This window comes from Sphingomonas bisphenolicum (assembly GCF_024349785.1).
GTDB classification, from domain to species: Bacteria; Pseudomonadota; Alphaproteobacteria; order Sphingomonadales; family Sphingomonadaceae; genus Sphingobium; species Sphingobium bisphenolicum.
Genome location: NZ_AP018817.1, coordinates 1,721,843 through 1,742,942, shown reverse-complemented (window position 1 = coordinate 1,742,942; position 21,100 = coordinate 1,721,843). Strand labels below are relative to the sequence as shown.

Genomic DNA, 21,100 nt, shown 5'->3' with positions numbered 1-21,100 from the left:
AGGTTAGGCCTTCGGACGCGCAATCGATCCGTCATCGCGCGCACCATGGGCTGCTTCACTGCGCTCGCAATGACGAAAGTTCAGGCTGGCGCGCTCAAGCCCCGATCGCGAGAAATTTGTCGGCGCGATCGGTGCGCAGCGCGTCGGCGCTCAGCCCGTCGAGCGACTCCAGTTCCGCCTCGATCGCCGCGCCCAGGCTGGCGATCGCCTGTACCGGCTCGCGATGGGCGCCGCCCATCGGCTCGGGGACGATCCGGTCGATTACGCCCAGCCCTTTGAGATGCTGCGCCGTCACCTGCATCGCGGTCGCCGCATCGCTCGCCTTGTCGGCGGTGCGCCACAGGATAGAGGCGCAGCCTTCAGGCGAGATCACCGAATAGACCGCATGTTCGAACATCAGCACGCGATTGGCGGCCGCCAGCGCAATCGCGCCGCCCGATCCGCCTTCGCCCACCACTGCGGCGACCATCGGCACGCCCAGCTTCAGACAGGCCTCGGTCGACCGGGCGATGGCTTCCGCCTGGCCGCGTTCTTCCGCCTGCACGCCGGGGAAAGCGCCCGACGTATCGACCAGGCTCACCACCGGCAGGCCGAAGCGATCGGCCAGTTCCATCAGGCGGATCGCCTTGCGATAGCCTTCGGGCTTGGCCATGCCGAAATTGTGGCGCACGCGGCTCGCCGTATCGTCGCCCTTTTCATGGCCGATGACCATGACCTTGCGCTCGCCCAGCGTCGCGAAACCGCCGATGATCGCCTGATCGTCGGCAAAGGCGCGGTCGCCGGCCAGCGGCATGAAATTGTCGAACATGCCCGCGACATAGTCCTTGAAGTGCGGGCGTTCGGCGTGCCGCGCCACCTGCGTCTTCTGCCAGGGCGTCAGCTTGGCATATGTATCCGACAACAGTTTGGCCGCGCGGCTTTCCAGCGTCGCGATCTCGTCGTCGATGTTGATGTCCCCCACGCTGGCGGTGGCGCGCAGTTCGACGATGCGCGCTTCCAGCTCCGCGATCGGCTTTTCGAATTCCAGAAAGCTTACCATGGCCCGTGCGTTAAGGCGCTGGCGCGTCGCCGTCAACGCGCGGATGCGCGATCCTGGGCGTCATGCCCGCCAGCGGGTGGCGGCTGTTGACCAGTTCGACCAGCCGCCGGCTGTCGACATGGGTGTAGATTTGCGTGGTGCCGATATCGGCATGGCCCAGCATCATCTGCAACGCGCGCAGATCGGCCCCGCCTTCCAGCAAATGGGTGGCGAACGCATGCCGCAGCACATGCGGGCTGACCCGTTCCGGTGCGATGCCGCTGGCCGCCGCCAGCGCCTTGACCAACTGATAGAGGCGAATGCGGCTCAAATGGCTCTTGCCCGACGGGAACAGCCACGCGCTATCTGCCGGCACATGCGGGAGCCAGGCGGTGACGGCGGCCCGCGCCCGGTCGGAAATCGGCACCAGCCGCTCGCGCGCGCCCTTGCCCTTCAGGATCAGGAAGGGCCGATCCGCCGCCAGCGCCCGGCGCGGCAGCGACATCAATTCGGTCGCCCGCAACCCCGACCCGTAGAGCAGTTCGATCAAGGCCGCGAGCCGCAGGTCCGCCGGCGCGGGATGCTCGATGTCCAGTCGCTCGGCGATATGCGCGAAGAAGCGATCCACCTCCGCCACCGACAATATCTTGGGCAGCGCCCGGCGCGTCGTCGGCCGCGGCAGCGCAGCGGACGGATTGTCGGCGCGCAGCCCCTCCTCCTCCAGAAAGGCGTAGAAGGCCCGCAGCGCCGACACTTTGCGCGCCACAGACGATGCGGCGAGATCGGCCCAGGCCGCCGCCAGCGTCCCCAGTCCATCCTTGCCCGCGCCTGCCAGCCCGCCCAGCAGGTCGCCCGCGCCCGTCAAATCGGCGCGATAGGCGAGCAAAGTATTGCGCGACGCGCCCCGCTCCGCCGCCATCATCTCCAGAAAGCGGTCGATCAGGCCAGCGTCACCCTGTCCCACGTCATCCTGTCCCATATTCAGGTGCGACTGATCGCCTCGGCCGCGATCATCCGCGCTTCGGGGTCCAGCCCGACGCGGTGCAACGCAGCCACGACATGATAGAGATGCCCGGCCGGCAGGCGGCTCCAGTCATTGCCCTGCATACCGACCGCCGCCAGCAACGCCACGGTGCCCTTCTCGCCCCGCTGCGCCGCCGCGCCGATCGCGCGCGCCCAGCGGCTGTTCGCGCCCAATGCGAAGCCATTATCCTGCGCCAGCGACGCGGCATCATCGGCCGACAAGCGCGACAGACCGGCCAACGCCGCGATCAGCATCCGTCCCTTCTCGGCCCCGACGTCGCCGACATAGCTCGACACCCGGCCGCTGTTGATATCCACCACCGGACTCGGCGCGCCGACTGCCAGCAAGGCCCAGAATTGCGATGTGCCCGCGCCGTCCAGCTGCCCGATCGCCCGCGCCCAGCGCGCGGCGTTGCGGTCGTATCCGGCCGCGAGCATCGCCGCGACCAGATTGGCCGCATCCTGCGCATCGGCCTGGGCCACCGGCAGCGCCGCGGCGGCCCGCGCCGTCGCGATCAGGCCCAGATAATCGGGCTTCGCGCTATCCTGCCACCATGTCCGCATCGCGCCGATCCGGTCGCCCACGGTCGATCCGGCATAAGCGGTGCGCAGCGAATCGATCCGGTCGGCGGCATCCGCGGGCGCATCGCCGTCAGTGCCCATCTGGCCATAGAAGCCGACCAGCGCCGCGCTCGACAGCACGCCCAGACGCGCCGCGATATCCACGCCCGGCCGCCGCTTGACCGCGCTCAACGCCGGCGCGCGCGCTTCCCATGCGCGGACATGCGACCCGACCGTGCCATATAATGCGTCAGGTATCTCGACGTTCAGCGCCGTCGCCAACCCGAATCGCCACGCCGTAAGCCGATCCACGCCGTCCCATTCGATCTTGACCGAACGGCGCGCGTTGAACCCCGTGCCGACCACCTTTTCGGCGAGCCGATAATCGATGCCGCGCACCACGCCCTTGCGCTGCGCCTGGTTGAGCGCGCCGCTCGACGTCCCCTGGTCGCCCGACAGCGCCGGGCAGATCGCCCGCGTCATGTCCCAGCCCGGCTCCTTGCTGAACCGCAGCGCCCCGGCTGACAGCGGGCACAGCCCCGCCGGATCGGCCGTCGCCAGATAGGTCTGCATCGCGATCGCATAGAGGCGCGGCGAATAGCGGTCGGGATCGACGCTCTGGACCATCAGCCTGGCATTGTCCGCCTCGCCCATGCGCAGCAGCAGCCAGGCGCGCTCCGCCGCCCAGTCCGCCCCGTCGATGTCGCGCGGCGTATTCACCGCGCTGAGCAATGTCCGGCGCAGCAGGATGGAGGCCCAGCGCGACACGATCGGCGCGTGCGTCTCCTTCATCAGCGCAGCCAGATATTTGCCCGATTCGCCGCCGAAGGCATCCGGCTCGAACCCGCGCGTCTGCGGCGTCAGGGGGCCAATGCGATCCAGCGACCGTCGCGCCGTGTCGGGCAGGTCATATTTCGCCTTCTGCGCTGCCAGCTCTTCGGGCGTCAGTTCGGCCTCGGCGGCGTTCTGCGTCGCCTGCGCCAGCGACAGGTCGGGCGGCGTCGCGGGGTTGAGCGGCTGCACCATGGGCGCCGCTGGCGCGCCTGACACCGTAGGCGCACCGGGCGTCGGCCGCACCGGCGGCGGCGCAGGCGTTTCGGGCGCATCGCCGAAACCGGGCGGCAGCAGCGATTCGGGCGCCTGCTGCGCGACGACAGGCAGAGTCAGGGCGAGCGCGAAGCTGCCCACCGCCCATTTCATATTAGCGCGCGGCCAGCGCATCCGCCTTACTGGCCCAGCTTCTCGGCGGGGATAACCTTCTCGACCCGCTGCTGCGGCTGCTCGCCTCCGCGCGACCAGAAAAAGGCCAACAGGGCGACGACCAGCACGGCCAGGGCGATGGGGATGATCGGCAGGCTGGAGCCGCGACGACGCGAGCCGCCCTCGAAACTGCTGAAGTTGCGATTATTCTTCATAGGTCCTTGGCTTAGCTGGCCGGGCGTTGAAGGCCGGGCGACAAAGAAAGATGCGATTTGCCTCTGTGACGGCTGGCTGTATAGCCCCGCAAGCCATGCAGCGAAACAGCAAAATCCCGCAGAGCCAGGCCCGGCGCGGTCCCATCGTCCTGGTGGGCATGATGGGCGTGGGCAAATCCACGGTCGGCCGCCGCCTTGCCGCGCGTCTGGGCCTCAGCTTCGTCGATGCGGACGAAGAAATCGAGAAGGCCGCCGGCATGTCCGTGGCGGAGATTTTCGAACGTTATGGCGAATCCTATTTCCGCGACGGCGAACGCCGCGTCATCGCCCGGCTGATGGACGGCGCGCCCAAGGTGATCGCCACCGGCGGCGGCGCCTTCATGCAGGATGACACCCGCCGCCTGATCCTGGAGGTCGCCACCGCCATCTGGCTGGACGCCGATATCGACATATTGGTCGACCGCGTGGCCCGCCGCGAAAGCCGCCCGCTGCTCAAGAATCGCGACCCGCGCGTCGTGCTGACGGAACTGGCCGCGGTGCGCAACCCGATCTACGCGCTCGCGCCCATTCATGTGAAGAGCATCGCCGCCCCGCATGAAGTCGCCGTCGAACGCATCATGGAGCAATTGACCGCATGGCATTAGTCCGCGTCGCGCTGGGTGCGCGCAGCTATGATATCGTGATCGAACAGGGCGCGCTCGACCGTGCCGGCGAGCTGCTCGCGCCCTATGCGCGCAAGGGCCGGCTGGTCGTCGTCACCGACGCCAATGTCGCGGCCGCGCAACTGCCGCGCCTCGACGCCAGCCTGCGCGCCGCAAACATCGCGGTCGAACCGATCATCCTGCCGCCGGGCGAACAGACCAAGAGCTGGCGCCATCTGGAGCAACTGCTCGACGCGCTGCTGGCCCTGGAGATCGAACGCGGCGACCATATCGTGGCGCTCGGCGGCGGCGTCATCGGCGACCTGGTCGGCTTCGCCGCCTCGATCCTCAAGCGCGGCTGCCACTTCATCCAGGTGCCCACCACCCTGCTGGCCCAGGTCGATTCGTCGGTCGGCGGCAAAACGGCGATCAATGCCAAGGCCGGCAAGAATCTGATCGGCGCCTTCTACCAGCCCGCCCTCGTCCTGATCGATCCCTCGACGCTCGACAGCCTGCCACCCCGCGAAACCCGCGCCGGCTATGCCGAAGTCGTCAAATATGGCCTGATCGACGACCCCGATTTCTTCGACTGGTGCCACGCCAACGCCCAGGCGCTGCTGGCCGGCGACCCGGACGCCCGCACCATCGCCATCACCCGAAGCGTGCAGGCCAAGGCCGCGATCGTCGCCGATGACGAGCGCGAAACCTCGGGCCGTCGCGCCCTGTTGAACCTCGGCCACACATTCGGCCATGCGCTGGAGGCCGATACCGGCTTTTCCGATACCTTGCTCCATGGCGAGGGCGTCGCGGCCGGCATGGCGCTCGCCTTCCGCTATTCCGCGCGCCTGGGCCTCTGTTCGCAGGCCGATGCCGACCGCGTCACCGCGCATCTCAGGGCCGTCGGCCTCCCCCACGACCTCGCCACCGCCCATGTGCGGGCGGGCGGCGCGGAACTGGTCGGCCACATGCTGCATGACAAGAAAATGGCGGCGGGCACCCTCCCCTTCCTCCTCGCCCGCGGCATCGGCCAGACCTTCCTGTCAAAGGACGTGGTGCTGGACGACGTGGCGGCGTTTTTGGACGAGGATCGCGCGACGGCCTAAGATCAATGATTTTGGCGCTGTAATGGGTGGATTGCGGACATAAGAAATCCGTTCGGGCTGAGCGAAGTCGAAGCCCTCTGCCGAGCGGAGCGAGGTCAAATGCTTCGCCTCCGCTCAGCAATGCCCTTCGACTTCGCTCAGGGGCCAACGGATTGCCAGGGTCGGCCAATGTCCACCTCTGGTCGGTAGCAGACCTCCCTGCCCAAAGATTTCACCCGCCCCGCCCCCGGCAACATCCCTGACATTCGCCTGCATCATTCGACGCCTAAACCCGTCCTTGTCAGCGGCCCCCATACAGAGCCCCCCTTCTGTCGCCGCTGATCCTCCCCTGAACCTCGGCCTCCAGCTTTTAGCTGGAGGCCTTTTTTTGTCCGCCCGCCGCTCCCGATCCGCGCGGACACAAAAAAGGGCGCCCACAGGCGCCCTTTCGTTCGACCTTGACAGGCCGATTACTTCTTCAGCGTCAGGCCGCCGAAACGCTTGTTGAAGCGCGCCACCTGGCCGCCGGTGTCGAGCTGGCGGTTACCGCCGGTCCAGGCCGGATGCGACTTGGGATCGATGTCGAGCGCCATGGTGTCGCCTTCCTTGCCCCAGGTGGAGCGCGTCTGGAAGGTGGTGCCGTCGGTCATCTGGACGGTGATCAGATGGTAATCGGGGTGGGTATCGGCCTTCATGGCATATGCTCCGTAATGTGCCGGTTCCGACCGGCTGTGGATGCGTGTAAAATAGCGAAGGCGCGCCGTTAGCGGGTTCGGCGCGCCTTGGCAAGAATAAAGCCCCGGCGCGAACCGGGGCGCTGGGCGTAATCAATCCTTGGGCGGATCGCTGATCATCGCAACGAAATTGGCTTCCGCCGCCAGCTTGCCCTCGATCATCGCCTTGCCGCTGAACTTGCAGATGGCGCCACGGTTCTGCGTCACTTCCACATGCAGGTCGAGCAGGCAGCCCGGCTCTACCGGCGTGCGGAACTTGGCGCCGTCGATGCTCATGAAATAGACGAGCTTGCCCGAATCGGCCAGGTTCATCGATTCCACCGCCAGCACGCCCGCCGCCTGCGCCATCGCTTCCACGATCAGCACGCCGGGCATGATCGGCCGGGTGGGGAAATGGCCCTGGAAAAAGGGCTCGTTTACCGACACCGCCTTGATCGCGTGGATCGACTGGCTGGGCACCAGCGTCACCACACGATCGATCAGCAGCATCGGGTAACGATGCGGCAGCGCGGCCATGACCCGACGGACATCCATCGGGCCACGCGCGGTCGTTTCAACCTCTCCCGTCATTCTTATCAGCGCGACTTGGGCGCCTGCGCCGGGGTCGCCGGGGCGGGCGCGGCGGCTGCCGGCTGACCCTGACGGCCACCGGGCTGCCAGCCGGCCGGCGGGGTGATCGAAGCGCTGGGGACCAGCGCGTTCAGCTCGGTGATGACCGCGGGGGTGATGTCCGCGCCAGCGCCGAAGCTTTCGGTCGCCGCCTTCTTGAACACGATTTCCGACTTGGTCTTCGCCGTCGCGGCCTTCAGCGCGTCGTCCAGCTTGGCGACGATCTGTTCCTCGACATAGGCGCGCGCCAGGCCGATCGGCTGGCCCATGCGCTGCAATTCGGCCTGGCCGTTCTGCTGTGCCTGCTGATATTGCTGATACTGGGTCTCAATCGCCGGGGTCGGCTTGTTGCCGGCGGCCTTCAAAGCAGCCTGCAGCGCGTCGCCCTTGGTCTTGAGATCGGTTTCGATCGCGGTGCGGCGCACGTTCAGCGCGTCGATCTGCGGCTTGTAGGTGGTCTGCATCTGGCTGATCGCCGTAGTGAAGGCCGCGCTCTTGGCGACGGCTTCCTCCAGGTCGACCACGGCCAGACCCTGCTTGGTCTGGGCGACGGCCGGAACGGCAGTCAGCGCAATAGCGGTCATGGGCGCGAAAACGAGCGCCGCGGCCTTGAAAATCGTCTTCATCAGAATTGAGTCCCTACGTTGAAGGTAATGAGCTTGTTGTCGTCCCCTGGTTCTTTCAACAGGGCCTTGGCGATGTCGATCCGGAACGGGCCGAAGGGCGAGTTCCAGTTGACGCCAAAGCCCACCGACAGACGCGGCTTGAGCGTGTCGCCGAGATATTCTTCCACGAAACCGTTACCCACGGCAAAATCCTGCCCCGTCACATAATTGGTAGGGCAGATGGGATTGGCAGCCGTTCCCGTGGCCTTGATAGTCGTCAGACCAGTGGCGGAACAATAACCGGCAAACTGTCCATTTCCGTTGATCAGACCCGGATTCTTCAGGCCGGCAACCGCGCCCGCATCCATGAAGATCGACGGACGCAAACCCATTTCGCGCGCACCCGACCCCAACGGAATTTCGACCTCAGCTCGCGCAAGATAGTAAATCTTACCACCCAGCGCGTCATCGGTCCGGTTGTTATTGCCGGTCGTCTCCGTTCCGGTGACCGTCCCGTTGCTCACGGTCGTGGTGTAATAACGGCGAACAACACGCGGGCCAACGCCACGAATGTCGAAGCCGCGGAACTGCGGTTCACCCAGGAAGAAGCGATCGGTCAGACGCACCTTGTCGACCAGCTCTCCGGTCGAATCCCGACGCTCGCCTTCCAGGCTGTGAATATAGCCGCCTTCTCCGGTCAGCGAGAAGATGAAGCCGCCGCCTAAGGGTATATATTTGGACGCGGACAAGCGGGTGCGAACATATTTCACGTCACCGCCAAGGCCGGCGAAATCCTGGCTCAACGTGACATTCTGACCGCGGGTTGCGCGGATGCGGTTGTCGCGCGTGTCGTAGATCAGCGAATAGCCGAGCGATGAGGTGGTACGCTTACCGATCGCATCGCATAGATAACGTCCACCCAGCAGCGGATCGCACTCGGTGTCGCCATCGCCGTCCGTGTCCGAATAATAGGTGGCCTTGTCGAGCGTCACATCGTCGAAATTGAGGCTGTAGCGCAGCGCCAGCGACATATATTCGGTGATCGGCACGCCCGCCCGGATCTGGAAGCCGGTGGTCGTCTGTTCGTAGGTGGTGTCACGATCATTGTTGGACAGATAGCGGAAGCTGTTGAGGTCACGACGATAGATGTCGCCGCCCAGCGCGATATTCTTGTCCATGAAATAGGGTTCGGTGAACCCGACCTCGACCGACTTGCTATAGGCCGAATAATTGACCGAGGTGCGCAGTTCCTGGCCCTTGCCGCGAAAGTTGCGCTGGGTGATCGACGCCGACACGATGAAGCGTTCCAGCGACGAGAAACCCGCCGACAGCGACAATTCGCCGGTCGATTTTTCCTGCACATTGGTTTCAAGGATGATGCGGTCGGGCGCGGAACCGGGCTTCTGCTCGACGTCCAGCTTCTCCTGGAAGAAGCCAAGCGAATTGATCCGGTCCTTCGACCGCTTCACCAGGAAGCTGTTGAAGGCGTCGCCTTCGGCCAGGCGGAACTCGCGGCGCACGACCTTGTCCTGCGTCAGCGTATTGCCGTTGATGTCGACCCGCTCGACATAGACGCGCGGGGCGTTGGCGATGCGGAAGTTGATCCCCATCGTTAGCGATTCCTTCTCGCGGTTGAAATCGGGCGACACGTCCGCAAAGGCATAGCCGAACAGGCCGGCCGTCTCGCTCAGCGTATCGACCGTATCCTCGACCTGCTTGGCGTTGTACCAGTCGCCCTTCTTCATCGGCAGGCGCTTGGTCAGCAGGTCGCCCGACAGGTCGCGAATGTCGGATTCGACCTTCACGTCGCCGAATTTGTAGCGGTCGCCTTCTTCCACCACATAGGTGATGATGAAGTCCTGCTTGTCCGGCGTCAGCTCCGCCACGGCGGAAATCACGCGGAAATCGGCATAGCCTTCGGTCAGGTAGAATTGGCGCAGCTTCTGCTGGTCATAAGCCAGGCGATCGGGATCATAGCTGGTGCCCGACGAAAACAGGCGGAACCAGCGCGACTGCTTGGTCACCATCTGGCTGCGCAGTTCGCCGTCCTTGAACTTGTCGTTGCCGATAATGTTGATCTGGCGGACCTTGGACTTGGGCCCTTCCGAAATCTCGAACACGATGTCGACGCGATTCTGGTCCAGTTGGACCATTTTCGGCTCGATCGTCGCAGCGAAGCGGCCCTGCCGGCGATACAGCTCGACGATGCGGGCGACGTCGGCACGCACCTTGGACCGGGTGTAAATCTGGCGCGGGGCCAGTTTGATTTCCGGCCGGATCTTGTCTTCCTTGAGGCGCTTATTACCTTCCAGGACGATACGGTTGATGACCGGGTTTTCCTTCACCTCGACGGTGAGATTGCCATTGTCGTTGCGGATCTGGACGTCGGCGAACAGCTCCGTCTCGTACAGGTCGCGCAGGCCCTGATCCAGGCTTTCCTGGCTGTAGGGCTGGCCGATGCGAAGCTTGGTGTAGGACAGGACCGTGTCCGGCTCCAGCCGCTGCGTGCCGGTGACGGTGATCGCGCGGATCGTGCCCTGCGGCGCGGCCACGACCGGGGCCGGGGTGGATGCCGGCGCCGCCAGCGGGGCGGCGGGCGCGGACGCCTGCTGCGCCATCGCGGGGACTGCGGGCAGTCCTGCGATCATGGTCGTCGCCAACAGGGCGGCCACGACCGGGCGCTGCCTCAAGCTGCTCTTCATCGCTGTCACCCGCTTCACCTCAAAATTCCGATACAATGTTTCCGCCGACACAGACGACGCCAAACCGGGCTTCCCTGCCCGATGCGCGTCAACCGATCAAGCCGGACAGGCTCTTCCAAAGCCCGAAAGACGACAAATCGTTGAAAGTCACCAGCAGCATCATCGCCATCAGCACCGCCAGACCGGACCGATAGGCCCATTCCTGCGCCTGCGCGCTAACCGGGCGCCGCTGCACCGCCTCGATCCCGTAAAAGAGCAGATGCCCGCCATCCAGCATGGGAATTGGCAAGAGGTTGATGAACCCCAAGTTAATCGAGATGAGCGCGGCGAAGAAGATGAAGCTTTCGATGCCCAGCGTCGCCGCTTGCCCGGAAACCTGCGCGATCTTCAATGGCCCGCCCAGTTCCTTAACCGAACGGCCGCCAGTGAAGATCTGGCCCATCGTCTCGACCATCGTGCGCACGATCTGTCCGGTGCGCTCGACCGCGACGACGGGCGCGCGCAGCAGACTTACCGGCTCGATCACCGGATCGCCGGGCGCCAGACCCAAACGGCCGATCTGAAACTTGTTGCCGAAACCGTCATCCTCTGTGACGCTGCCGATCTTGCCGTCGCGCGCGAAGGTCTTGCCGTCGCGCTCGATCACCATCGCCACCGGCTCGCCGGGGCGAATCTGCGCATAGAGGCGGATATCGTCGAAGGTCGCCATCTCGCGCCCGCCCAGCGACACGATCCGGTCGCCGGCCTTCAGGCCCGCCGCCGCCGCCGCGCTGCCCGGCTGGACGACGCCCGCCACCGCCGGCGTGCGGCTTTCCCCATGGACGAAGGCGAAGGTCGCCAGAATGAGGATTGCGAACAGGAAATTGATCGCCGGCCCGGCCGCGACGATCGCCGCCCGCTGCCACAGCGGCTTGGCGGGGAAGCTTTCCGCCCGGTCCTTGGCCGACATTTCCAGCCAGGCCGGATCGGTCATGCTCGCCGCGTTCATGTCGCCCTTGAAGCGGACATAGCCGCCCAATGGCAACGCCGCGACGCGCCAGCGGGTGCCGCGCTTGTCGACCCAGGCGAACAGCTCCGGCCCGAAGCCGATCGAGAACGCCTCCGCCCTCACCCCGCACCAGCGCCCGACCAGATAATGGCCCAGCTCGTGAACGAAGACGAGCGGTCCGATGACCGCCACGAAGGCCAGCACGGTCAACAGGAAACCGGGATTGTGGATCAAGCCGTCAATCTTTCCATCACTAGGCCCGCTTCTTCACGCGCCTGTCCGTCCGCCGCCAGCACATCGTCGATCGCAGAGGGGCTGGCCGCGCTATAACGGTTCAACACATCCTCTACAATCATGGCGATATCAAGGAAGCCGATCCGCCCCGCCAGGAAAGCGGCGACCGCCACCTCATTGGCGGCGTTCAATATGGCCGGCGTCGCCCCGCCCACCTCTGCCGCCGCCCGCGCCAAGCGCAATGCCGGAAAGCGTTCCATATCAGGCGCTTCGAAATCGAGCCTGCCAATGCGCGCCAGGTCCAGCGGCTGACACGGCGTCGCGATCCGCTGCGGCCACGCCAGCGCGTGGGCGATCGGAATGCGCATGTCGGGCGATCCAAGCTGCGCCAGCGTCGACCGGTCGCGATATTCGACCATCGAGTGAATCACCGATTGCGGGTGGACGAGAATCTCGATCCGGTCGAGGCCGACGGGAAAAAGATGCGCCGCCTCGATCAGTTCCAGCCCTTTGTTCATCATCGTCGCGCTGTCGACGCTGATCTTGGCGCCCATCGACCAGTTGGGATGCGCCACCGCCTGCGCCGGGGTGATATCGGCCATCTCCGCCCGGCTGCGGGTACGGAACGGCCCGCCGCTCGCGGTCAGGGTGATCCTTGCCACATCGTCCAAACTGCTGCCGGCAAGGCACTGGAAAATAGCATTATGCTCGCTGTCGACCGGCAGCAAGGTGGCCCCGGACGCCGCCGCGGCCTCCATCATCAGCCCGCCCGCGGACACCAGCGATTCCTTGTTCGCCAGCGCCACCGTCCGCCCGGCCTTCAGCGCCGCCATGGTAGGCCGCAGCCCGGCGCAGCCCACGATCGCCGCCATGGTCCAGTCCGCGTCCGCCTGCGCCGCCTCGACCAGCGCTGCCTCGCCCGCCGCCGCTTCTATGCCGGACCCGGCCAGCGCATCCTTCAAAGCGCCGTAAAGCCGCTCTTGCCCGATCACCGCCATCTGCGCGCCCGTCTCGCGCGCCAAGGCCGCCAAACTGTCCACATCGCTGTTCGCGGTCAGCGCCACGACCGCATAGGCATCCGGCTCCCGCCGGATCAGGTCCAGCGTCGACAGACCGACCGACCCGGTCGCGCCAAAGATCGAAACCCGCTTCATCCGCCCTGCCCCAGCAGGATATAGAGCAAGGCCGCCAGCGGCGCAGCGGTCGCCACCCCGTCCAGCCGGTCCATCACCCCGCCATGGCCGGGCAGCAGCGTGCCGCTATCCTTCACCCCCGCCCGGCGCTTCATATGGCTTTCCAGCAAGTCGCCCAACTGCGCCGCCACCGCCAGCACGCCGCTCGCCGCCGCCAGCTGGATCGGCAGATCGGCAAAGCGATGCAGCAGGAAGCCCAGCACCAGCGCGGCCAGCACGCCCCCTGCCAGCCCCGCCCAGGTCTTGGACGGGCTGACCCGCGGCGCCAGCTTCGGCCCGCCGATCGACCGGCCGGCGAAATAGGCGCCGATATCGGTCGCCCACACCAGCCCCAACGTCCAGAAAGCCAGCAGCAGCCCGAACGCATAGGGCACCTGCCCGCGCAGGAACAGCAAAGCCACGATCGGCAGACAGATATAGACGATGCCCAGCGCCAGCTTCAGGCTGCGACTGGTGAACAGCACGAAGAAGAAGGCGGCCGCCCCGGCGATCAGCACCGGCCAGTCGATTCCCGCCGCGAGCGGGCATAACAGCGCCAGCGGGATCGATACGGCGAACATCGCGGCCTTTCGCTGCTCCTGGGTCGCCCCGGTCAGGTTGCCCCATTCGCCCTGCATCAGCACGCCCGCCACCACCAGCAGCGTCCAGAAGATGAGGCCGCCCGCCAGCAGCGCGCCCAGCGCCACCGCGATCAGCGCGACGCCCACGATACTGCGGGTCCGCAATTCGCTACTCATGTCAGATCACAATCCGCCGAACCGGCGGTCCCTCAATCGGAAAGCGTCCAGCGCCGCGGCCAATGCCCGGCCGTCGAAATCGGGCCACAGCATGTCGGTGAAATACAGCTCGGCATAGGCCGCCTGCCACAGCATGAAATTGCTCAACCGCTGTTCGCCCGACGTGCGCACTAACAGGTCCAGCGGCGGCAGGTCGGCGGTGTAGAGCGCGCGATCGATATCCGCCGCACCGATGTCGTGCGGTGCGATGTCGCCACGGGCTGCCCGCGCCGCCAGCGCCTGCACCGCCTGCACCATCTCGTCCTGCGCGCCATAATTGAGCGCGATCGCGATGATCGGCCCGCCATTGCCCGCCGTGCGCACCATCGCCCCCTCGATCAGGTCGACCAGCGACGGCTCCAGCGCGCGATAATTGCCGATCACCCGCAATCGCACGCCATTGGCGTGCATTTCATCGATGTCGGACTGGATGAAATGTCGCAGCAGCCCCATCAGGTCCGCGACTTCGCTCGCCGGCCGCTTCCAGTTTTCGGACGAAAAGGCGTAGAGCGTCAGGCATTCCAGCCCCAGTTCCTGCGCCGCCCGCGCCACCCGGCGCACCGCCTCCACGCCCGCCCGATGCCCCGCGACACGCGGCAGCAGCCGTTTCTTGGCCCAGCGGCCATTGCCGTCCATGATAATCGCGACATGACGCGCGCCATGGGCAGGCGCGACGCTGGTCAGATCGGGCTTGGCTTGTGTGGCCATCAGGAAGACATGCGTGCTTTGGCCGCGAAAGGAAAGCCCCGGCTTACTGGCCGAGGATTTCCTTTTCCTTCGATGTCGCCAGCGCGTCGATATCCGCGATGACGCCGTCTGTCAGTTTCTGGACCTCGGTCTCCTTGCGCTTGCGCTCGTCCTCGCTGATTTCGCCCTTCTTCTCGTCGGCCTTCAGGCTATCCATGCCGTCGCGGCGGACATTACGCACCGCGATGCGCGCGCCTTCGGCATATTTGCTGGCGAGCTTGGCCAGTTCCTTGCGCCGTTCCTCGGTCAGGTCGGGGATCGGCAGGCGCAGCGTCTGCCCGTCAACGATGGGGTTGAGGCCCAGGCCCGCCGACCGAATCGCCTTGTCGCAAGGGCCGACATTCATCTTGTCCCATACCTGGACCGACAGCATGCGCGGTTCCGGCGCGGACACGGTCGCGACCTGGTTCAGCGGCATGTTCGCGCCATAGACGGTGACCATCACCGGATCGAGCAACTGGACATTGGCGCGCCCGGTGCGCAGGCCGGTCAGGTCGCCGCGCAGCGCTTCGATCGCGCCGGCCATGCGGCGTTCAAGGTCGGACTTGTCATATTGGGCCATGATTAGCTCTCCTGATTCTGGACGATCGTCGCGACACCCTGCCCGGCCAGCACGGTGGCCAGATTACCGGTTTCGCGGATGTTGAACACGACGATGGGAATGTTGTTTTCGCGGCACAGGGCGATGGCGCTGGCGTCCATCACCTTGAGATTATCGTTCAGCACCTGGTCGAAACTGATGCTGTCGTAACGGACCGCATCGGCGACCTTCTTGGGATCGGCGTTGTAGACGCCATCGACACTGGTCCCCTTGAACAGCGCATCGCAGTTCATCTCGGCCGCGCGCAGCGCTGCGGTGGTGTCGGTGGTGAAATAGGGGCTGCCGGTGCCGGCGGCGAAGATGACGATCCGGCCCTTCTCCATATGCCGCTCGGCCTTGCGCCTTATATAGGGCTCGCACACCGACGCCATCGGGATCGCCGATTGGACGCGGGTGTCGTACCCCAGCTTCTCCAGCCCGTTCTGCACCGCCAGCGCGTTCATGACGGTGGCCAGCATCCCCATATAGTCGGCGCTCGCCCGGTCGAACCCCGCCGCAGCCCCAGCCAGGCCGCGGAAGATGTTGCCGCCGCCCACGACGACGCAGATCTCGAAACCGGCATCCTTGGCCGCAGCGATTTCGCCGGCGACACGGGCCACGGTTTCGGGCTCGATACCGAACTGCCCCTGCCCCATCAGCACTTCGCCGGACAATTTCAACAGGATACGCTTGTAGGCAGGCCGGGTCATGCGGGGCAAGAATCCTTGATCATTGGCAGGGAAAGCGGCCGGACATTAGGGGCGCAAAGCCGCGATGTGAAGGGCGATTGTTGCCGGAATGCCGCCTGCCCGATGGAGAATATGTGCAGAATGGATGTCGCACGTGCGCGGCGCAAGCAAAAGGGGAGCGGCCCCGTGGCCACTCCCCTTCCCTCATTCGATAATGCTTGGCTTGTGATCAGACGCCGGCGGCGGCCGCGACTTCCGCCGCGAAGTCGCTGACTTCCTTCTCGATGCCTTCGCCCAGCTGGAAGCGGACATAGCTCTTCAGCGTGATCGACTTGCCGGCATCCTTCGCCGCCTTGGCGACGACGTCGGCGACCGGGGTCTTGTTGTCCATCACGAACAGCTGCGACAGCAGGGCCTGCTCCTTGGCGAACTTGGCGACCGCACCGTCGACCATCTTGGCGACGATCTCGGCGGGCTTGCCCGATTCGGCGGCCTTTTCGGCGGCGATGGCGCGTTCACGCTCCAGCAGCGCCGGGTCGATGTCGGCGGCCGACAGGGCCAGCGGGAAAGCGGCCGCGATGTGCATGGCCAACTGCTTGCCCAGCGGCTCCAGCACGTCGGCGGGCGCGTCGCCTTCCAGCGCGACCAGCACGCCGATCTTGCCCAGGCCCGGCGCCGCGGCGTTGTGGACGTAAGGCACGACGACGCCCTGCGACACTTCGACCTGTGCGACGCGGCGGACATTCTGGTTCTCGCCGATGGTGGCGATGTTGGCGACCAGCTTTTCAGCAACGGTGCCGCCCGAAGGATAGGCCGCTGCGGTCAGCGCCTCGGCATCGGCCGCGCCATTGTCCAGCGCGATCGCCGAAACAGTGCGGACGAAGTCCTGGAACTGATCGTTCTTGGCCACGAAGTCGGTTTCGCTGTTCACTTCGACGGCGACGCCCTTGGTGCCGGCGACGGCGACGCCGACCAGGCCTTCAGCGGCGGTGCGGCTCGACTTCTTCTGCGCGGCGGCCAGGCCCTTGGCGCGCAGCCAGTCGGTTGCCGCTTCGATGTCGCCACCGGCTTCGGTGAGCGCCTTCTTGCAATCCATCATGCCCGCACCCGAACGGTCGCGCAGTTCCTTGACGGCGGCAGCGGTAATCTCGGCCATGTTTCGGCTCCTAATAGGGATGTTTCAAAATATGCAGGAGGGCGCGTCTCCGAAGAGCGCGCCCTAGCCTGTCATTCTTGCAGTCGTGCGACGCTCTTAGGCTTCGGCAACGATCTCTTCGGCGGCCGGCTCGTCCAGCGCGCCCAGATCGACGCCCGACGCCTGCTGCGCACCACGATTGCCCTTGGTGGCGGCGGCGGCGATCGCATCGCAGTAGAGGCGGATGGCGCGGCTGGCGTCATCGTTGGCCGGAACCGGGAAGGCGATGCCGTCGGGCGACACGTTCGAATCGAGGATCGCAACGACCGGAATACCCAGCGTGTTGGCTTCCTTGATCGCCAGCTCTTCCTTGTTCGCGTCGATCACGAACATGACATCGGGGATGCCGTTCATGTCGCGAATACCGCCGAGCGACAATTCCAGCTTCTCGCGCTCGCGGGTCATCTGGAGCACTTCCTTCTTGGTGAAGCCGTGGGTGTCGCCCGACAGCTTCTCTTCGAGGGTCTTCAGGCGCTTGATCGAACCCGAAATGGTCTTCCAGTTGGTGAGCATGCCGCCCAGCCAGCGATGGTTGACGAAATGCTGGCCCGACTTGCGGGCGGCGTCCGCGATGGGGTCCTGCGCCTGGCGCTTGGTGCCGACGAACAGCACCTTGCCGCCGGCGGCGACGGTGCCCGACACGAAGTCAAGCGCGCGGCCGAACAGGGGCACGGTCTGCGACAGGTCAAGGATGTGGATGCCGTTGCGCTCGCCGAAGATGTACGGCTTCATGCGCGGGTTCCAACGGTGGGTCTGGTGGCCGAAATGGGCGCCAGCCTCGATCAATTGGTGCATGGTGACGACAGGTGCCGCCATAATAGTGTCTCCTTCCGGTTTGACCTCTGGGAATCAGGAACGCGAAAAACAGCCTCAAAGGCGTCTCCGGCACCGGATATGTCGATTCCCATGTGGAATGGTCGCGCCTTTAGACGCGGAAAAAAGCAATTGCAAGGGTTGACGACGTTCCAAAAATGGAACATAAAGGGAACAGACGGAACAAATACGGTTAACGCCTGTTTACACCGTCATAATGAGGCCTGCCGTGCAAATGGCAAGATGGAAAGTGATCGACGATGTTCACTCTAGTTGCAGCGACCCTGTTCTCCGCCGCCTTCCTTCTGGCCATGGGCACCATCGTCTGGATGTTCGCCCATTATCATGACAAGATGGTGGCTGCGCTCCAGTTCGAGCCCATCCCTCATAATCCGCCGGTCTATCATCTGCGTGTGCGCCGGCCCCGTGCCGCACAGCCCATCCGTCGGACCACGACGATCTTGACGAGTTCGGCCCTCGCCGCCTGAAACGCAGGAACGTAGCCAGCCCCGCTCTTACAGCGTCGCTGCAGCGCTCTCGCGCTGCCGCCTGACCTTGGCGTAGGACATAATCCCGAACGGGATCAGCGCGACATAGACGCCGCAGATCAGCAGCAAGGTCAGCCAGGGATCGGTCACCAGCAGCGCCGCCAGCAGTCCGGCGAAGGCGATGACTTCCAGTCGGATGCGCTTGCGCAGCCGCAGCGCCGACCAACTATAGGTCGCGATGTTGGAGATCATCAGGAACGCGACAAAGGCTGCCCAGGGCGCCACCACATACCAGGCGCGGAAAATATCCTCGCCCGTCACCAGCCACAGATAGAGCGGCACGAAGGCCAGCCCCGCCCCCGCAGGCGCAGGCACGCCGGTCAGGAAGCCCGCCGACTTGTGCGGCTGCTCGTCCGCATCGATCGCCGCGTTGAACCGCGCCAGCCGCAGCGCGCAGGACAGCGCATGGGCCAGGGCGAAGATCCAGCCGAATTTCGGCATGGCGTAAAGCGACCAGAGATAGAGGATCAGCGCCGGAGCGACCCCGAACGCAATCGAATCGGACAGCGAATCCAGTTCCGCGCCGAACCGGCTCTCCCCCCGCAACAGCCGGGCGATCCGCCCGTCCAGCCCGTCCAGCACGCCCGCGAACAGGATGGACAGCACCGCCCGCTCCCATTCCCCCGAAATGCCGTATCGCACCCCGGTCAGGCCGAAACACAAAGCCATCGCCGTGACCGCATTGGGCGCGAGCATCCGCAAGGTGATGCCCCGGCGCAACCCGCGCGGCACGGCGCGCCGCTGGCGACTCACTGCTGGATACCCGCAATAACCCGCGCGTCGCCCATCTGGCCCAGGATCGTCTCGCCCGCGACCGTGCGCTGGCCCAGGGTCACGCGTGGCGCGGTCCCGGCGGGCAGATACACGTCAACCCGGCTGCCGAAGCGGATCAGGCCGATGCGCTGCCCGGCCGCGACCATGTCGCCGGGCTTGACGAACGGCACGATCCGGCGCGCCACCAGGCCCGCAATCTGGGTGAAGCCGATGCTCACACCGTCATGGCGCTCGACCAGTATATGCTGGCGCTCATTATCCTCGCTCGCCTTGTCCAGGTCCGCGTTCAGGAACTTGCCTGAAATATAGACGACCGACTTGATCGTTCCGCCGATCGGCGTGCGATTGATATGCACATCGAACACGCTCATGAAGATCGATACGCGGATCATCGGCTGGTCGCCCAAACCGTTCACGCCGGCCATCTCGCGCGGCGGCGGCACGCGCTGGATGAGAGTCACCAGGCCGTCGGCGGGGGCGATAATCGCGCCTTCATCCTGTGGCACCGCGCGCACCGGATCGCGGAAGAAGGCGAAGACCCAGATCGTCACCAGCACCATCAGCCAACCCACGATTTCCCATCCCAGCAGGAACAGGACGCCGGTGATCGCAACCGCGATCAGGCCGAATTTCATCCCCTCCGGATGGACCGAAGGAAAGCGCCATTTGACATTGCCGCCCGCGGCAATCGGGATCTCTTCATTGTTCATGGCCACCGTCTTTAGGGAGAGACTAATGCCGTGACAACGACCGATCCCGCCGCTGGCTCCATGCGCGGCAGATTCCTGCCCTTCCACGGTTGAACATTGCCGCCGCTTTGCCTAGGGCGTCCCCATATTCCACCCAGCAGCAAGAAGGCAAACAGGCGCTATGGCCAAGATCAAGGTGAAAAACCCCGTCGTTGAAATTGACGGCGACGAAATGACCCGGATCATCTGGGAATGGATCCGCGAGCGCCTGATCCTCCCCTATCTCGACATCGACCTGAAATATTACGACCTGTCCGTCCAGAAGCGCGATGAAACCAACGACCAGATCACGATCGATTCCGCGAACGCGATCAAGGAATATGGCGTCGGCGTGAAGTGCGCCACCATCACCCCCGACGAACAGCGCGTCGAGGAATTCAACCTCAAGTCGATGTGGAAGTCGCCCAACGGCACCATCCGCAACATCCTGGGCGGTGTCGTCTTCCGCGAACCGATCGTCATCAAGAACGTGCCCCGCCTGGTGCCCGGCTGGACCGACCCGATCGTCGTTGGCCGTCATGCGTTCGGCGACCAGTATAAGGCGACAGACTTCCTGGTCCCCGGCCCCGGCAAGCTGCGCCTGGTATGGGACGGCGAAGATGGCCAGAAGATCGATAAGGAAGTGTTCGACTTCCCCTCGGCCGGCGTCGCCATGGGGATGTACAACCTGGACCAGTCGATCCGCGATTTCGCCAAGGCGAGCATGAACTATGCGCTCGACCGTGGATGGCCGCTCTACCTGTCGACCAAGAACACCATCCTCAAGGCCTATGACGGTCGCTTCAAGGATCTGTTCCAGGAAGTGTTCGACGCCGAATTCGCCGACAAGTTCAAGGCGGCGGGCATCGTCTACGAACATCGCCTGATCGACGACATGGTCGCCTCCGCGCTCAAGTGGAGCGGCAAGTTCGTCTGGGCCTGCAAGAATTACGACGGCGACGTCCAGTCGGACACCGTTGCGCAGGGCTTCGGTTCGCTCGGCCTCATGACCTCGGTCCTGATGTCGCCCGACGGCAAGACGATCGAGGCGGAAGCGGCGCACGGCACCGTCACCCGCCACTATCGGCAGCATCAGCAGGGCAAGGCGACCTCGACCAACCCGATCGCCTCGATCTTCGCCTGGACGCAGGGCTTGGCCTTCCGCGGCAAGTTCGACGACACCCCAGACGTCACCAAGTTCGCCGAAACCCTGGAGCGCGTCTGTATCAAGACCGTCGAGGACGGCGCGATGACCAAGGATCTGGCGCTGCTGATCGGCCCGGATCAGGCCTGGATGACCACGGAACAGTTCTTCGAACAGATCCGCGTCAACCTGGAGAAGGAAATGGCCAGCTGGGCCTAAAAGACGGGAACTGTTAAGCCGCTCAGGCTTTCAGTACGGAAACGGAACGAGGCGGCGCCGGACACCCGGCGTCGCCTTTTCC

The 21,100-nt window shown here is 65.1% G+C and carries 22 protein-coding genes; 4 read left to right on the top strand and 18 right to left on the bottom strand.

Features of this window, described 5'->3' with window-relative positions:
- Positions 1-94: 94 nt before the first annotated feature.
- From SBA_RS08685 to SBA_RS08670, 4 genes are read right to left on the bottom strand one after another with little or no spacing between them, the layout of a single operon-like run.
- Positions 95-1,039: an acetyl-CoA carboxylase carboxyltransferase subunit alpha gene (locus SBA_RS08685; protein ID WP_261936566.1), complete on the bottom strand. Its 945-nt coding sequence runs from the start codon at positions 1,037-1,039 to the stop codon at positions 95-97.
- A gap of 10 nt (positions 1,040-1,049) precedes the next feature.
- Complete coding sequence (locus SBA_RS08680; RefSeq protein ID WP_390902411.1) at positions 1,050-1,997, bottom strand: tyrosine recombinase; 948 nt, start codon at positions 1,995-1,997, stop codon at positions 1,050-1,052.
- A gap of 2 nt (positions 1,998-1,999) precedes the next feature.
- Positions 2,000-3,823 (bottom strand): hypothetical protein, encoded by a 1,824-nt coding sequence (locus tag SBA_RS08675; protein WP_261936564.1) that lies wholly within the window; start codon positions 3,821-3,823, stop codon positions 2,000-2,002.
- A 5-nt stretch (positions 3,824-3,828) separates the two neighbouring features.
- Complete coding sequence (locus tag SBA_RS08670) at positions 3,829-4,017, bottom strand: hypothetical protein (protein WP_224547543.1); 189 nt, start codon at positions 4,015-4,017, stop codon at positions 3,829-3,831.
- A gap of 95 nt (positions 4,018-4,112) precedes the next feature.
- Between SBA_RS08670 and SBA_RS08665 the strand changes: the two genes are divergently transcribed.
- Together SBA_RS08665 and aroB are read left to right on the top strand one after the other, a co-directional pair.
- Positions 4,113-4,661, top strand: coding sequence for a shikimate kinase (locus SBA_RS08665; RefSeq protein WP_261936563.1), 549 nt, complete (start codon positions 4,113-4,115; stop codon positions 4,659-4,661).
- A complete protein-coding gene (gene aroB, locus SBA_RS08660; protein ID WP_261936562.1) occupies positions 4,652-5,761 on the top strand; it encodes a 3-dehydroquinate synthase in 1,110 nt (369 codons plus the stop codon). The genes SBA_RS08665 and aroB overlap by 10 nt, the downstream gene beginning before the upstream one ends.
- A 449-nt stretch (positions 5,762-6,210) precedes the next feature.
- Here aroB and rpmE read toward each other — a convergent pair whose 3' ends face one another.
- The 12 genes from rpmE to rpsB form a co-directional block, all read right to left on the bottom strand.
- Positions 6,211-6,435 (bottom strand): 50S ribosomal protein L31, encoded by a 225-nt coding sequence (gene rpmE, locus SBA_RS08655; protein ID WP_007709952.1) that lies wholly within the window; start codon positions 6,433-6,435, stop codon positions 6,211-6,213.
- A 132-nt stretch (positions 6,436-6,567) separates the two neighbouring features.
- Positions 6,568-7,044 (bottom strand): 3-hydroxyacyl-ACP dehydratase FabZ, encoded by a 477-nt coding sequence (gene fabZ, locus SBA_RS08650; protein ID WP_066603792.1) that lies wholly within the window; start codon positions 7,042-7,044, stop codon positions 6,568-6,570.
- Positions 7,045-7,049: 5 nt separating this feature from the next.
- On the bottom strand, positions 7,050-7,709 hold the full coding sequence (locus tag SBA_RS08645) for an OmpH family outer membrane protein (RefSeq protein WP_224547551.1): 660 nt from the start codon (positions 7,707-7,709) through the stop codon (positions 7,050-7,052).
- Positions 7,709-10,390 (bottom strand): outer membrane protein assembly factor BamA, encoded by a 2,682-nt coding sequence (bamA, locus tag SBA_RS08640; RefSeq protein WP_261936561.1) that lies wholly within the window; start codon positions 10,388-10,390, stop codon positions 7,709-7,711. The genes SBA_RS08645 and bamA overlap by 1 nt, the downstream gene beginning before the upstream one ends.
- A gap of 88 nt (positions 10,391-10,478) precedes the next feature.
- On the bottom strand, positions 10,479-11,612 hold the full coding sequence (gene rseP, locus SBA_RS08635) for an RIP metalloprotease RseP (protein WP_261936560.1): 1,134 nt from the start codon (positions 11,610-11,612) through the stop codon (positions 10,479-10,481).
- A complete protein-coding gene (locus tag SBA_RS08630) occupies positions 11,609-12,766 on the bottom strand; it encodes a 1-deoxy-D-xylulose-5-phosphate reductoisomerase (protein WP_261936559.1) in 1,158 nt (385 codons plus the stop codon). Before SBA_RS08630 ends, rseP begins: the two co-directional genes overlap by 4 nt.
- The gene (locus SBA_RS08625) at positions 12,763-13,542 is read right to left on the bottom strand and encodes a phosphatidate cytidylyltransferase (protein WP_261936558.1); all 780 of its coding nucleotides are present in this window, start codon (positions 13,540-13,542) and stop codon (positions 12,763-12,765) included. Before SBA_RS08625 ends, SBA_RS08630 begins: the two co-directional genes overlap by 4 nt.
- Before the next feature lie 6 nt (positions 13,543-13,548).
- Positions 13,549-14,289: a polyprenyl diphosphate synthase gene (gene uppS, locus SBA_RS08620; protein ID WP_261936557.1), complete on the bottom strand. Its 741-nt coding sequence runs from the start codon at positions 14,287-14,289 to the stop codon at positions 13,549-13,551.
- Between the two features lie 43 nt (positions 14,290-14,332).
- Complete coding sequence (frr, locus tag SBA_RS08615) at positions 14,333-14,890, bottom strand: ribosome recycling factor (protein WP_224547561.1); 558 nt, start codon at positions 14,888-14,890, stop codon at positions 14,333-14,335.
- Positions 14,891-14,892: 2 nt separating this feature from the next.
- Positions 14,893-15,618: a UMP kinase gene (gene pyrH, locus SBA_RS08610; protein WP_224547564.1), complete on the bottom strand. Its 726-nt coding sequence runs from the start codon at positions 15,616-15,618 to the stop codon at positions 14,893-14,895.
- A 208-nt stretch (positions 15,619-15,826) separates the two neighbouring features.
- Complete coding sequence (gene tsf / locus SBA_RS08605) at positions 15,827-16,753, bottom strand: translation elongation factor Ts (RefSeq protein WP_224547565.1); 927 nt, start codon at positions 16,751-16,753, stop codon at positions 15,827-15,829.
- 96 nt (positions 16,754-16,849) lie between these two features.
- On the bottom strand, positions 16,850-17,608 hold the full coding sequence (gene rpsB, locus SBA_RS08600) for a 30S ribosomal protein S2 (RefSeq protein ID WP_120250538.1): 759 nt from the start codon (positions 17,606-17,608) through the stop codon (positions 16,850-16,852).
- A 257-nt stretch (positions 17,609-17,865) separates the two neighbouring features.
- Here rpsB and SBA_RS08595 point away from each other — a divergent pair, with 257 nt between their 5' ends.
- Positions 17,866-18,093, top strand: a complete 228-nt coding sequence (locus tag SBA_RS08595; protein WP_261936556.1) for a hypothetical protein — start codon at positions 17,866-17,868, stop codon at positions 18,091-18,093.
- Positions 18,094-18,120: 27 nt separating this feature from the next.
- Here SBA_RS08595 and SBA_RS08590 read toward each other — a convergent pair whose 3' ends face one another.
- Positions 18,121-18,849, bottom strand: a complete 729-nt coding sequence (locus SBA_RS08590) for a CDP-alcohol phosphatidyltransferase family protein (RefSeq protein WP_261936703.1) — start codon at positions 18,847-18,849, stop codon at positions 18,121-18,123.
- A gap of 53 nt (positions 18,850-18,902) precedes the next feature.
- Positions 18,903-19,637, bottom strand: coding sequence for a phosphatidylserine decarboxylase (locus SBA_RS08585; protein ID WP_261936555.1), 735 nt, complete (start codon positions 19,635-19,637; stop codon positions 18,903-18,905).
- A 160-nt stretch (positions 19,638-19,797) separates the two neighbouring features.
- On the opposite strand from SBA_RS08585, the gene SBA_RS08580 reads away from it, so the two are divergent.
- Complete coding sequence (locus tag SBA_RS08580; protein WP_224547570.1) at positions 19,798-21,018, top strand: NADP-dependent isocitrate dehydrogenase; 1,221 nt, start codon at positions 19,798-19,800, stop codon at positions 21,016-21,018.
- Positions 21,019-21,100 lie beyond the last annotated feature (82 nt).